The 13744-nt window shown below is 76.7% G+C and carries 5 protein-coding genes; all 5 read right to left on the reverse strand.

Features of this window, described 5'->3' with window-relative positions:
* Window positions 1–9 precede the first annotated feature (9 nt).
* From AC2TEW_RS04525 to eccCa, 5 genes are read right to left on the reverse strand one after another with little or no spacing between them, the layout of a single operon-like run.
* Window positions 10–3375 (reverse strand): right-handed parallel beta-helix repeat-containing protein, encoded by a 3366-nt coding sequence (locus tag AC2TEW_RS04525; RefSeq protein ID WP_484621969.1) that lies wholly within the window; start codon window positions 3373–3375, stop codon window positions 10–12.
* Window positions 3372–6611, reverse strand: a complete 3240-nt coding sequence (locus AC2TEW_RS04530) for an amino acid adenylation domain-containing protein (RefSeq protein ID WP_484621970.1) — start codon at window positions 6609–6611, stop codon at window positions 3372–3374. Before AC2TEW_RS04530 ends, AC2TEW_RS04525 begins: the two co-directional genes overlap by 4 nt.
* A 2-nt stretch (window positions 6612–6613) precedes the next feature.
* The gene (eccB, locus tag AC2TEW_RS04535) at window positions 6614–7954 is read right to left on the reverse strand and encodes a type VII secretion protein EccB (RefSeq protein ID WP_484621971.1); all 1341 of its coding nucleotides are present in this window, start codon (window positions 7952–7954) and stop codon (window positions 6614–6616) included.
* A 13-nt stretch (window positions 7955–7967) separates the two neighbouring features.
* Window positions 7968–9362, reverse strand: a complete 1395-nt coding sequence (gene eccD, locus AC2TEW_RS04540; protein WP_484621972.1) for a type VII secretion integral membrane protein EccD — start codon at window positions 9360–9362, stop codon at window positions 7968–7970.
* Window positions 9359–13351 carry a type VII secretion protein EccCa gene (gene eccCa / locus AC2TEW_RS04545; protein WP_484621973.1) on the reverse strand — a complete coding sequence of 1331 codons (3993 nt, stop codon included), beginning with the start codon at window positions 13349–13351 and terminating at the stop codon, window positions 9359–9361. Before eccCa ends, eccD begins: the two co-directional genes overlap by 4 nt.
* Between the last annotated feature and the right edge of the window lie 393 nt (window positions 13352–13744).

Below are 13744 nucleotides of genomic sequence, written 5' to 3' on the forward strand. Positions count from 1 at the left end.
CGCTTCCTCTCAAGAGTGTGCGGGTACGGGTTCCGGCTGGGGTCGTTCAGCCTCGGGGCGGGAGCCGGGGCCCGCCGGAGGACGTGTGAGGTCGGCCAGGGTGACCGTGCGTCCGTGCGCGGTGGCGGCGATCCGCTCGGCCAGCCGGTGCGCCGCGTACGCGGTGCGCTGCGCGGGCTGTGCGTCGAGGGCGGCGGCCAGTGCGGCGCTCGCCTCCTCGTCCAGGCGCATCCCGTAGGACGACAGATGGCGGAGCGTCAGCTCCAGCGCGTGCCCGGCCGTGCAGTCGGCGAGCTCGACGTACTGCGCGAAGGCCCCGGCCAGCTCGGCCCGGCCGCGCAGGGTGTCGATCAGGTACGGGGCGCTGCCGGTCAGCACCAGCACGGTGCCCTCGGCGCTCCTGGCCGCGGTGGCCAGCGCCGCGAGGACGGCGTCGCACTCCTCGGGCCGGCGCCCGGTGAACGCCGGGTCCGCCTCGGCCACCAGCACCCCGCCCGCGGCGTCGGCCAGCGCCGCCGTCAGCCGCAGCAGCGGCTGCTCCGGCCAGCGGGCCGGCACCGCCGACAGCGCCAGGTGGGTGGTCGAACCGGTGGCCAGCAGGCCGAGTTCGGTGAGGGCGTGGGCGTACACCCGGGCCAGGGCCCGGCGTCCGCTGCCCGGTGCACCCTGGATCACCAGGTGCGGGGTGGGGCCGGTCGGGGTGCCCGCCCGGCGGGCCTGCGCGATCAGCAGCAGCCGTTCGCGCAGCGCGGCCCGGGCCTCGTCGGCGCCGGTCATGGCGGCGAGGCGGTCCAGCGCGGACCGGCCCGCGGCGGGCCCGGTCGACGGCTCCGGTGCGACGGGTGAGGCGGGTGAGGCGGGTGCGGCGGGTGTGACGGGCAAGACGGGTGCGACCGGTGCGACCGGCCGGCCCGGCGCGTCCGACGCCTCCGGTTCGGCCGGTTCGACCGGTTCGGTCGGTTCGATCGGGGCCCCCGGGTCGGCCTGTGCGGACGGTACGGTGATCACGTCGGAGCCGGTCAGGCGGGACAACTCCCGGTCGCTGTCCGGAGGTTCCGTGGCCAGCCGGGAGGCCTGCCGGTTGATCATCTCCTCGAAGACCTGCCGGGCGACCCGGCCGTTGCCGAAGGTGGCGCTCTTCGGCACCTCCTCGAAGTAGCGGTGCAGCGCCGCCACCGCGTCCTCGTCGGGCTCGTAGTAGTGCTTGCCGCACAGGCCCTGGACGATGGTGACCAGCTCGTCGGAGCTGTAGTTGGGGAACTCGACGGTCCGGGAGAAGCGCGAGGCCATGCCGGGGTTGGAGGCGAGGAACTGCTCCATCTGCGCCGAGTACCCGGCGACGATGACCACGATCTCGTCGCGGTGGTCCTCCATCAGCTTCATCAGCGTCTCGACGGCCTCCTGGCCGAAGTCCGGCCCGGTGCCGCGGGACTGGTTGGTCAGGGTGTAGGCCTCGTCGATGAAGAGCACACCGCCGAGGGCCTTCTTCACGACCTCGGTGGTCTTGATCGCGGTGCCGCCGATGATCTGCGCCACCAGGTCGGCCCGCGCCACCTCGACGATGTGGCCCTGGCTGAGGATGCCCAGTTCGGCCAGCACCGCCCCGTACAGCCGGGCCACGGTGGTCTTGCCGGTCCCCGGCGGGCCCGCGAAGACCAGGTGGCGGCTCATCGGCGGCATCGGCAGGCCCATCTCCTGCCGCCGCTGGGCCAGCTTGTTGACGTTGATCAGGCCGGTGACCTCGCGCTTGACGCTCTCCAGCCCGACCAGGGCGTCCAGGTCGGCCAGCGGGCCGGTGCCCAGGCCCGACCCCTCCGCCGCACCGGGGGCCGCCGGGGCGGCGGGCAGGCCGTCGCCGGCCGCGTCCGGCGGCGGGCCGCCGCCGTCGGTGTCCAGCCGGGCGACGTCCGGCTCCCCGGCACCGCGGGCCCGGCCGACGGCCGCGCCGGCGTTGCCGCGGATCTCGCAGTCGTGGATCCGCACCGGACCGTCCGTCGCGGAGCGCACCCCGTCGGCGCCGTTGTCGCACACCGCGCAGTTGTCCAGCTCCGCCCGCGCGGAGGGCTGCAGCTGGACGCCGTGGCGGCGGGCCCCGGTGATCCGGCAGCCGACCGCGGTGAGCGAGCCGCCCTCGGCGACCCGGATGCCGTCCCCGCCGGATCCGGTGAACTCGCTGTCCCGGCAGTCCAGTCGGGCGCCGTCGCCGACCAGCGCGGAACTGCCGCGCAGCAGGGAGGAGTTCAACTCGGCGCGGGCACCGGTGTCCAGGGACAGGGCCGCGTCCCCGCCGGTGGCGAGCACCCGCACGCCGTCCAGTTCGGCGGTGGCCCCCTCGGCCAGCACGAGCCCGGACCCGCGCTCGAGTTCGACCTCCGTCTCGCGGGCCGACAGCCGGCCGGCGTCGGTCACGGACACCGCGGCGGTGGTCGTCCCGGTGAAGGAGCTCTTGTCGCAGACCGCCTCGGAGCCGCCCTCCACCAGCAGGCCGACCGGCGTTCCGACGATCCGGCAGCCCTCCAGCCGGGCCACGGACCCCTCGCCGACCCGGATCCCGCCGTCGGCGGCCGGGCCGATCCCACAGCCGCGGAGCACGGGCCTGGCCCCGGCGCCGACGTGCACCGAGGTGCCCCGGGAGCCGGTGAACGAGCAGTCGGTCAGGACCGTGGCGCCCTGGCCGGTCAGATAGGCGTCCAGCGTCGAACTGCCGCTGACGGTGAGGTTGCTGAGGCTGGCCCGGCCATCCTGTTCCACCGCGACGGCCGGCTTTCCGCTGCCCTCGATCCGGCCGCCCTCGACCACCACGGCGCCACGGCCGTTGACGCAGATCCCGTTGCCCCGCGGCCGGACCAACGAGCAGTCGCGGACCGTCAGTTCGCCGTGCTCGGCGATGACGAACGCGGAGGAGGCGATGTCGGTGAGGACGCACTGCTCCACCAGGTTCGCGCCGGCCGAGGTCACCACGATGCCGGCGCCCCGGGCGTTGGACACCTCGCAGGCCCGCAGCGCCAGGACGCCGTCCTGCCAGGCCAGGACGGCGGCCCAGGACTCACCGGACAGCCGGCAGCCGTCCAGCGCCGCCTGACCGCGCCGCACCTCCAGCACCGGTGCCTCGGCGTCGGCGCCGGAGAGTTCGAGACCGGACAGGCGCACCGCCTCGGCGTCCAGCACCACGGTGCTGCCGGTGGCCGCGTGCAGCACCACCGGGCCGTCGCCGTCCTCGGCGGCCAGCGTCACCGGCCTGGTGACGGTGAGCGCCTCCTCGTACCGGCCCGCGGCCACCGTGATCAGGGCCCCGTCGACCGCGTCGGCCAGTGCCGCGGCGATGGTGGGGTAGGCACCCGGGCGTTCCCGGGAGACCAGCAGCCGCCGGCTCATGCAGCCACCGCCTTCGGCGCGGTGCGGGGGAGCAGACCGGGCGCGGTGCCCGGCGGCAGCGGGGTCGGTCCGGCGTCGCCGCCCGTGCGGGCGGGCGAGGCGGGGCCGTCGGCGGCCCGGGCCAGGCCGTCGAGGGCGATCTCGTCGAGTGGCACGTTCGTCTTCCTGTTCTCCGAGCCCTCCGAGGCGGAGAGTTCGCGCAGCAGCAGTCGGTCCTGGTCGTCGGAGCCCAGCACCCGGAACCTCGTCCCGGGCGGGAACACCACCCGGTCCGGGGCGGCCGGGGCGAGCAGGGCGGTCCGGCGGGCCGTCAGCGACCAGATCAGGAAGTCGGTCGCGCCGGTCACCGGCTCCGCGGTGCGGGCCCACGCGGTGCAGAAGGCCCACTCGGTCAGCACGTCGCCCTCGCGGTACCAGGCCCGTTCGGACGGGTGCAGGGCGGCGCGCAGCAGCGTCGCGCCCCGGTGGGACGGCAGGCGCCGCAGACCTGACGCCACGCAGCGGGCCAGCGGCACGTGCGGCCCGACGGTCGCCGTCCGGACGGCGGCGTCGAGGGCCGGTCCGTCGCCCGTGAGGTAGAGCCGCAGGGCGGCGAGGTCGGTGAAGGCGTCGCTCTCCTCCGCCCGGGTGGTGCCGCGCAGCCCCGGTGACTCGGACAGCACCCGGGACACCGTGCCGGAGGCCGCGTTGAACTGCCGGGCGAAGGTGCGCCACACCCACTCCCGTTCCCGGGCCATCCCGCGCTCGTGCGGTACGGCGCTCGCGTCCGCCGCGGGCACCGGTTGCACCCGGACCGCGGAGGCGGCAGCGGGGGCGGGGACCGGTACGGCGGCCGGGGACAGGGACCGGTCCGGTACGGCGCGCGGCGCGGCGGAGGCCGGCTCCGGCAGGGCGAGCGACTCCAGCCGGATGCCGGGCAGGCGCGCCGGACGGGCGGCCGGTGGCGCGGGCGGTGGCGCGGGCGGTGCAGGTGCCTCCGGTGGCGCCGGTGGCTCCGCCGGCTCGGACGGCTCGGAGGGTCCCGGTGTCGGCGGCAGCGGCGGTGCCGCTTCGGCCGCGGGGAGGGGGGCCGGGGCGTCGGCCGGAGGGTCGGCCGGGGGCGCCGGCGGTGCGGGGACGGGCTCGGGGACCGGCCCCGGGCTGTCCGGGCCCGCGGCCGCGGGCGTCGGCTCCTCGCGGGCGGCCCGCCGGTCGGCCGGGTCCGGCCCGGCCTTTCCGGTGGACCCGGCGTCGGTCTGGGTGTCGGTGTCGGCGGAGTTCACCATGCGGGTGCCGAACGGGTCGGCCGGTCCCTGGACCTCCGGGTGCGTCGGCCCGGTCGGTCCGACGGCCGCCGCGGGGGCGATCGGCGCGGGGACGGTCGACCGCCCGTCCGCCAGGGCGACCGGCGGCCCGCCCGCCACGGACGTCGCTGCCGACGTCACCTGCGGCAAAGCCGTGCCCTGCGTGCCGGGTGTACCGGGGATGCCGCCTGCGCCGGACGCCGGCCCGGCGGAGCTGAGCAGGGCCCCGGAGGGCCGCGCGGGCACCGTGGGATGGCCCGGCGCGGTCGACGCGGAGGGGACCGAGGGCAGGGCCGGTACGACCGGCGCGGTACCCCCGGCGGCCGCGGGTGCCGTGGCCCGGGTGCCGGGGGAGCCGGTCACCGCGAGGTCCTCCACCGTGCCACCGGCGGGCCGGACGCCCGCACGGCGGCGGGTCCGCGAACCACCGAGCGAGAGGAGCCGCGCCGGGGTGCCGGCCGTCCCGGACACCACCGTCCGGGACACCGCAGTCCCCGGCACCGCGGTCCCCGGCACCGCCGGTCCGGCGTCGGTCGCGCTCGCCGTCGCGGAGTCGGCCGTCGCCCAGAACGCGAGGTGCGCGGGCCGCCGCGGAGCCGTTCGGGGCGCTGTGCCCGGGCGGGCGTTGTCGTCCATCACCACCGGCTCGCCGAGCGACCACTGACCGGCCTGGTCGGCGGGCGCGGCGAGGCCCGGGGCGTCGGCGGGCGCGATCCGGAAGGCGTCCCGGGCTTCCGGCGGCAGCCGCCACAGCAGGTCCTGCGCGAAGGCGTGCATCCGCTCGGCGCGCGCCGGTTCGCTGCGGTCGTACAGCAGCGCCGCGTGGCCCCACGGGGCGGGGCGCCGCCGGATGTCGTTGCCGCCGTACGGCTCCAGCGCCGGACGCACCCACAGCCCGGACTGCACGATCTCCAGCACCGTGTCGGGGGCCAGTTCGAAGACGCCGCCGCCGACCTGCGGCAGGTCCGGCAGCGGGCTGCGCACTCCGAGCAGCTCCGGCGGAGCCGTCTCGGCGAGCGGGTGGCGGCGCGGCGCGTAGCGGTACTGCGCGGCGAACGGCTGCCAGCCCGGGGAGCCGTCCGGCAGCAGGCCGCGCACGTCCGGCGGGGCGTCGTGCCCGGCCGGCAGGACGGGCAGCCCGGCGCACACCACCACGTGCTCGCCGAAGGCGTCCGCCAGCTCCTGGCCGAGCGCACCGGCCCCGGGGGGCAGTGCGACCGGCCCGTACGGGACGAACCGCACCTGACGGCGGGCCGACGGCAGCACGGTGTTCCACAGGCCGAACGCGTCGGCCAGCGGCACCGCGGGCCCGCCCGGGCTGCCGAGCACCACGGTCAGCACCTGCGGGTCGGTGGGCAGCGTCGCCACCAGCCTGCGCCACCCGTCGAGCAGGGCGGTCGGCCGGGCGCCGCGCAGCCAGACACCGCACGGCACCGACTCGACCACGCCGTACGGGCTGGTGGCCCACGGCCGGTCGAGGGTGGTGAACTCCCACATCGGGCGCGGGTAGCGGCGCGACTCCGGCCGGGCGGGCGCGCCCGGGCGCAGCTGGAGCCAGCCGGCGCCGTGGTCGATCGGGACGAACAGGCCGCCGCCCGCGGTGGGTACCGGCCGGCCGTCGGGGACCAGCACGACCCGCCGCAGCCGGTCGGAGATCCGCTGCCCGGCCCACCGGGCCTCCGCCGGGGTGGCGCGCCCGAAGACCAGCCGCAGGCTGCCGGGCCGCCCGGCCAGCAGCCGGGCCACCGCGTCCCAGACGCTGTGCGGCGCGCCGTGCGGCAGGTCGAGGACGACGGGGGTGTGCTGCGGGTCCGGTGCCAGCCCCGCGGTGAACTCCACGGCCTGCCGGTCCGGCCGGCCCTTCGGGTGGACGAGCAGGGCGGGCCCGACGGCCCGGCACTGCAGGGCCCAGGCGGCGGGGCGGGCCGGGCGGGGGCGGGTCCTCAGCCGCACGGTCACCGACCTCCCAGCGTGGCCCGGACGGCCGCGACGTCCAGCGCCGGGCCCTGCGGGAGGTCGGCCAGCAGCTCGGCCGGTACCGGGGTCCTCGGCCGGCCGGCCAGGCCGAGCTGGGCGGCGGCCGGGCCGTCACCGATCGGGTAGGCGGTGCCCTGGTCGTCGATCAGATAGCTGCGCGGGGCCGCGGCCCGGGCCGCGAGCTGGGTCTGGTCGACGGCGTAGACCCCGCGGTCGGCCGGCAGCAGGACCGTCCGCCCGCCGGTGGCCGCGGCGCCGTCCTCCAGGACCACCTGGGTGCCGAGGGCGGCGCCGTCGGGTGTCTGGGCCAGGCAGAGCGCCTGGCCGCCGCCGGCGGCCGGCGGCGCGTTGCGGACCTCGGGCAGGCGGTCGGGCGGCGGGGGAGCGGTGGACAGCGGGGTGCTCGCCATGTCCGCCGCGCCGACCTGGCGGACGGCCGGGGCGCCGGGCACCGCGGCGAGCAGCGCGGCCTCGGTGGCGCTGACCGGGGCGATGCCGTCGGAGCGCATCACGTAGTGGTGCTCGGTGCCGCCCGTGGTGGTGCGGAACAGCTGGCCCACGGTGACGGCGGCACCCGCCACCTGCCCGGCCGGGCCGCCCGCGCCGGGCACCGCCGGGGCGGCCAGCGGCGCGCCCTCGGGCAGCGCGGCGAGCCAGCCGGGACCGGCGGGCACCGCCCGCTCGCCGTCGAGGCCGAGGGCGATCAGTGCGCTGTCGGAGGGCACCGGGTAGCGGACGCCCCCGAACAGCAGGTAGCGCCTGCCGTCGGGCCCGGCCAGCAGGGCCTGCCGGTCGGCCGGTACGGGGGTGGTGTGCCCCTGCGGCGCGAAGTCCACGACCTGGCCGGTCGCCAGGTCGGGGCGCAGGCAGCGGGTCCAGCCGCCGGTCAGCAGCCCGGCGGCGTCGGGCACGGCGTCCGGCGCGCCGGGGATGCCGACGGGTGCGCCGTGCGGGGCGCCGGCCAGCGTGGCACGGTCGGCGGTCTGCATCGGGGTGGCGCTGCCGGCCAGCAGCAGCGCGGAGGCCCGGTTGCGCACCGGGCGCAGCTCGCCGTCGAGGTACAGGTAGCGGTTGCCGGTCTGCTGCTCCAGGACGATGGAGCCGGGGGTGCGCCAACCGGCCGAGGGGACCGGCGAGATCAGCCCGTACACGCCGGAGCCGGCGCACAGCAGGACGGTCACCCCGGCGCCCAGGAAGGTGCCGAGCGCGGCACGCCTGGTCGGGCTCTCGCCGCGCCCGGGGTCACCGCTCACCAGGGCCGTGGCCAGCCTGCCCATGGCGAACTGGTAGGCCTGGACGTGGTCGCGTCGGGTCTGCACGGGTCTCCTCCCCTCAGCTGAACAGCGCCCGGACGGCGGCGTAGAGGTGGACGGTCTGCAGCAGCAGTGGGAACAGGGCCAGCGCGGTGAGGAGTTCGAGGATGTCGCCGGTGTGGCCCCAGATCGGCAGCGGGCGGCTGTCCGGCAGCCGCCGGGCGGCCGTCAGCAGCAGTGCGGTGGCGGCGAGCAGCAGGACCAGGACGGTGAACCTCGCCCCCGCCCCGGCCGGGGCGACCCGGACCAGGAGCAGGACGGTCAGCCCGGCGGTACCGGACAGGACCGCCGCCACCCGCTGCACGGTGCCGGTCAGACCCCGGGCGCGCAGCAGCACGGCCGAGCCGAAGACCAGCGGGACCAGCCAGCCGGTCCACCCGGGCAGCTGCGCCAGGTACCAGAAGCCCGCGGTGTGGACCAGGGCACCGGCCACGGCGAGCCCGTCGAGGCAGGCGGTCGCGACGGCCACCCGCCGTTCCACCCGCTCCTGCGGCTCGGGCTCGATGTCCTGCTGCAACTCCTCCGCGTTGTTGGGCAGTTGCGGGGCGCGCAGCCGGGCGGCGCGCAGCGCCAGGCGCGGGCCGAAGTGGCCGAGCACGAACACCGCACCGGCGGTGACCGCGACCGCCTGTCCGGTGTCCCAGTGGGTCAGCCGGACGAGGGCCGCGGCGCCCCCCGCGGAGACCGCGCCGACCAGGGCGGCGGCGCCGGCCGCGACCGGCAGCGCCCGCAGGCCGAGCAGCAGGGCGGACAGCACGGCCACGCCGGCGGCGGCGATCAGCACGCCCGGCGCGTCCGGGTGGTGGCCGCCCGACGTCAGCCCGGCGAGCGCGCCGAAGAGCAGCGAGCCGCTGCCGGTGACCAGGGCGGCGGCGCGGTCGCGGGCCGCCTTCCGGGCGGCCGCGGCGCCGGCGGCCAGGAGCACCGCGACGGCTCCCGCGGCCGCGGCGGTGGCCGGGCCGGGGCCGCGGCCGAGCAGGGCGGCCGCCAGGGCGAGCAGGGCCAGGGCGGCCAGGGCGAGTGCCAGCAGCCGGGTGGAGCGCGGCTGCCAGCGGCCGGGCCGGTCGGTGACCACCTGCGCGACCCCGTCGGCGAGGTCGTCGAACTGCAGGGCGGGCAGGGCGGCTTCGGCGGGCCGCAGGTGCAGCACGTCGCCGTCGCGCAGGCCCAGGCTCTGCGCGGTACCGGCCGGGTCGAACGGGTCCTCGCCGAGCCGCTGCAGCACCCACGCGGAGCCGGGTTCGGCGGCGGAGCCGGGCAGGGCGTCCAGCAGCAGGGCCTGCAGTGCGGAGACGGTGAGGGTGACGGGGATCGCGAGGTCGCTGCGGCCGGCCGGGCCCGCCACGGTGATCCGGCAGACCTCCGGGACGGCGAACGGTTCGCGCAGGGGTGCGGTGCGGGGTGCGGGGGTCACGGGGCGGTCACCAATCCGGTCTGCACGAGCCGGACGGACCGGCGGGTGACGAGTTGGGCGCGTCCGGCGGGCAGCGTGCGCGGCCGCGCCTCGCCGAGGAACTTGCCCTCCTCCTTGGGGTAGGAGAGCAGCAGGGCCGGATTGCCGAGCTCCCACAGGGGCCGCAGCACCGGGTCCATCATGGCGCGCGCGGCGCCGGAGGTACTGCGGGCGACGACCAGGTGCAGGCCGATCGCGCGGCCGTGCGGCAGCAGCGGCACCAGCGGGGCCAGCGGCGCGGGCTGGCCCGCGGACGCGGCCAGCAGGTCGTAGTCGTCGACGACCAGGAAGAGCAGCGGCCCGCTCCACCAGTCGCGCCGGGCGAGCCGTTCGGGCGTGATGTCGGGTCCGGGGACCCGACGGCCCAGCGAGACCACGGTGTTGGAGGCGAGCTGCCCGAGCGATTCCCGGTCGACCACGTAGCCGACCCGGTACTCCTCCGGGACCATCGCCAGCAGGCCGCGCCCGGGGTCGGCCAGCGCGATCCGCGCCTGCTCGGGCGTGTACCGGTCGGTGATGGCCCGGATCGCCAGGCGCAGGGCATTGGTCTTGCCGGTCTCGTCGTCGCCGAACACCATCAGGTGCCCGGTGGCCGAGAAGTCGTGCCAGACCGGCTCGAGGCGCTGTTCGTCCAGGCCCAGACAGATCCGCAGATCGCCCTCGGCGGACGGGAGTTGCTCGACCGGCAGGCGCGAGGGCAGCAGCCGGACGCCGGGCGCGTTGGGGCCGGTCCAGAAGGTGCCGATCTCGGCGACCGCGGCCTTGGTCGCCTCGGTGAGGTCGGCGGTTCCCGAGTCGCTGTCCAGCCGCGGCAGCGCGGCCAGGAAGTGGTAGCCGGACGGTGTCAGGCCGCGGCCCGGCTGGTGCGGGACGGCCGCGGCGATTCGGCTGCCCACCTCGGACTCCAGCGCGTCACCGAGCCGCAGTTCGAACTTGGTGCCCAGCATGTCCCGCAGCCGCGGCCGGATCTCCGACCAGCGCACCGCCGAGGCGACCAGGTGGATGCCGAACGACAGGCCGCGCACCGCGAGTTCCATCACCCGCGGCTCCAGGTCGTCGAAGTCCTGACGCAGCGTGAACCAGCCGTCCACCACCAGGAACACGTCGCCGTACGGGTCGTCCACCTCGCGCCGCTCGCGCAGCCGCCGGTACGCCGCCATCGACTCCAGGCCGCGCTCGGTGAACTCCCGCTCCCGGCGCTCCATGAGCTGGGTCAGCTCGGCGACGGTGCGCAGCACCCGGTCGCGTTCCAGCCGGGTGGCGACCGACCCGACGTGCGGGAGGCCGGCGATCGACACCAGCCCGCCGCCGCCGAAGTCCAGGCAGTAGAACTGGACCTCCTCCGGTGTGTGGGTGAGCGCCAGCGACAGGACCAGGGTGCGCAGCAGGGTGGACTTGCCGGTCTGCGGCGCACCGACCAGGCCCAGGTGGCCGTCGGCCCCGGACAGGTCGGCCACCAGCAGTTCGCGGGACTGCTCGAACGGCCGGTCCACCGTGCCGAGCGGGACGGTGAGGCGCCCCACACCCGGGTGGTCGGCGGCGCTCATCCCGCGCACCGGGTCGGGCACGATACCGGGCAGCAGCTGGTCCAGGCTGGGCGGTTCGGTCAGCGGCGGCAGCCAGACCTGGCGGGCCGGCGGGCCGCTCTCCTCCAGCCGCCCGACCAGCACCTCCAGCAGGCTCCCGCGGCCGGACGACTCCCCGGCCGCCCCCGGCTCGCCGCCTGCGGGGTCGGTGCGCGGACCGGGCCGCAGCGACTCCCCGGCCGGGTCCGGCAGGTCGGACAGCACCGGGCCCTGCCGGTCGAGGCCGAACGCGGTCACCTCGTCGCGGACCCGGGAGGCGAGCTCCGGCTCCTCGTCCGGGCCGGCCGGTTCGGGCGCCGGTCCGGACACGTACGCGGCCTTGAACCGCACCAGGTTGGTGGTGTCCACCTTGAGGTAGCCGTGCCCGGGCGCCGACGGCAGCTCGTACGCGCCCGCGACACCGATCACGCTGCGGGACTCCATCGAGGAGAAGGTGCGCAGCGCGAGCCGGTAGGACAGGTGGCCCTCCACCTTGTGGATGCGGCTCTCGTCGAGCCGCTGCGAGGCGAGCAGCAGGTGCACCCCGAGGCTGCGGCCCAGCCGTCCGATCGAGACGAACAGATCGATGAACTCGGGCTTGCTGGTGAGGAGTTCGGAGAACTCGTCGACGATGATCAGCAGCGAGGGCAGCGGGGTCAGCCCGGCCCCCGCGGCACGTGCCTTCTCGTAGTCGAACAGCGAGGAGTGACCGGACTCCCGCAGTAGCTCCTGGCGGCGGATCAGCTCGCCGTTGATGGAGTCGCGCATCCGGTCGACCAGGTGGATCTCGTCGGCCAGGTTGGTGATCACGGCGGAGGTGTGCGGCAGCCGGTCGAGGTTGAGGAAGGTCGCGCCGCCCTTGAAGTCCACCAGCACCAGGTTGAGCACCTCGGAGGAGTGGGTGGCGACCAGGCCGAGCACCAGGGTGCGCAGCAGCTCGCTCTTCCCGGACCCGGTGGCCCCGATCAGCAGACCGTGCGGCCCCATGCCGCCCTGCGCGGACTCCTTCAGGTCCAGCTCCACCACCTCGCCCTCCTCGGTCACCCCGAGCGGCACCCGCAGCCGGGCGGACTGCGCCTGCCGCGGACCCCAGAACGTCGGCACGTCGAAGCGGTGCGGGTCCCGGATGCCCAGCAGCGTGGTCAGCTCCAGGTCCTGCTCCAGCGGGCGGTCGAGCAGGTCGACGGCGCCGCCGGTGCGCCGCGGGGCGAGGGTGCGGGCCAGGGTCTCGGCCTCGGCGGGCAGCAGGGCGTCCGCGGTCGCGGAGATGGTGTCGGCGCCGGAGGGGATCTCCACCTGCCGGCCGTGCACGCTCAGCCGCAGCACCTTGGGCCCGCCGGTCATCGCCCCCGTGGCGTCCAGCAGCACCAGGTTGCGCAGCCCGCCGTGGAGCAGCCGGGAGGACTCCGGCAGCCGGACGCCCTGGGCGACGACCACCACGAACGGCTCGGCGATGCTGGGGCCCGCCGCCGGATCGTGGTCCGGCCGGTCCGCGACGTCCGGGCCGAGCAGGTCCATCAGCTCGTCGTGGTCACCGGCCGCCAGCCGGACCGGGCCCGCCGCGTCCTGCTGCGCCGGGTGCGCGGTGTGCGGCAGCCACTTGAGCCAGTCCCACTCCGTGCGGCCCGCCTCGTCGGCGAGCAGCGCGATCCGCAGCTCGTCCGGCGAGTGCAGCACCGCCAGTTGGGCCACCACGGCGCGCAGCAGGTCGAGCGCGGGTTCGCCGTCCCCGGCCAGCTCCACGCTGGTGAAGCGGCGCAGCGCCAGCGGGACGGGGAGCCGGCGCACGGTCTGGTGCGCCTTGGTGAACCGCCGCAGCGACACCGCCGACAGCGGCTCCAGGTCCTCCACCGGCTTGGTCTGCGGCGGGACGAACTCCAGGGCCGCGCGGCGCAGTCCGAGTCCGATCCGGACCTGCCCGAAGTCCTCGTGGCTCGGCCGCCGCTCCCACAGCCGCGGGCCGCGGGCCAGCGCCCACAGCTCGCCGGGCTCGGGGTTGTCCCACAGCAGGGCGGCCCGCTGCCGGTCGGCCGCGGTCCGGGCCTGCCGCCGTTTCTGCGCCAGGTACCGGAGGTAGTCGCGCCGTTCGGCCCGGGTGCGGCGCCGGCGCTCACCGCCGGAGCGCCCGAGCTGGGTGAGCGTCATACTCACCATCGCGACGCCCATCATTCCGGACATCATGTAGGTGGTCGCACCGGCGGAACGCACGGAGAACATCAGCACCATCGCGCCCGCACCGAGACCCATCGGCAGGTACATCAGCGCGGAGCCGAAATCCATTCCGGCGGGCTCGCCCATCACCGGGGGCTCGGCGAGTTCGACCTCGTCGTCCGGCATGGCGGGACTTTCGGCGCGCGGGGCACGCCTGACCAGCAGATTGCTCACGGGAGTTCGTTTCCTTCGTGCGTGGGCACGACAATTCGCATCACGGACTCTAGGTCGGCCCACCCGCCGCTGTAAATGCGATCCGGCGGCGAATTCCCTTTCCCGGGAGTGCTTTTGACCGTTCGGGCAGAACGGCCCAGGAAAGCGAATTGGTGAAAGCTCAGGTAATCCTCAAGCGATTGAGGTCAGGCCGGTCCGGCGCACCGCCGGGCGGCCTCGCCGCGAGCGATCCGGGCAGGACTCGGGCATGATCGGGAGGTTTCGGGCCCCGAAACCGCACCTGGCGGCCGGGCAGCCCGGGCGAACCGGGCAGACGGCCCGGTCCGGACCGCCCGCGACGGGTGCCCGGGCCGTCCGGAAAACCCTTGAGGGTGCCGCGGCCCGCTGTGGAAG

Source organism: Kitasatospora sp. NEAU-CNBT7, assembly GCF_057220535.1.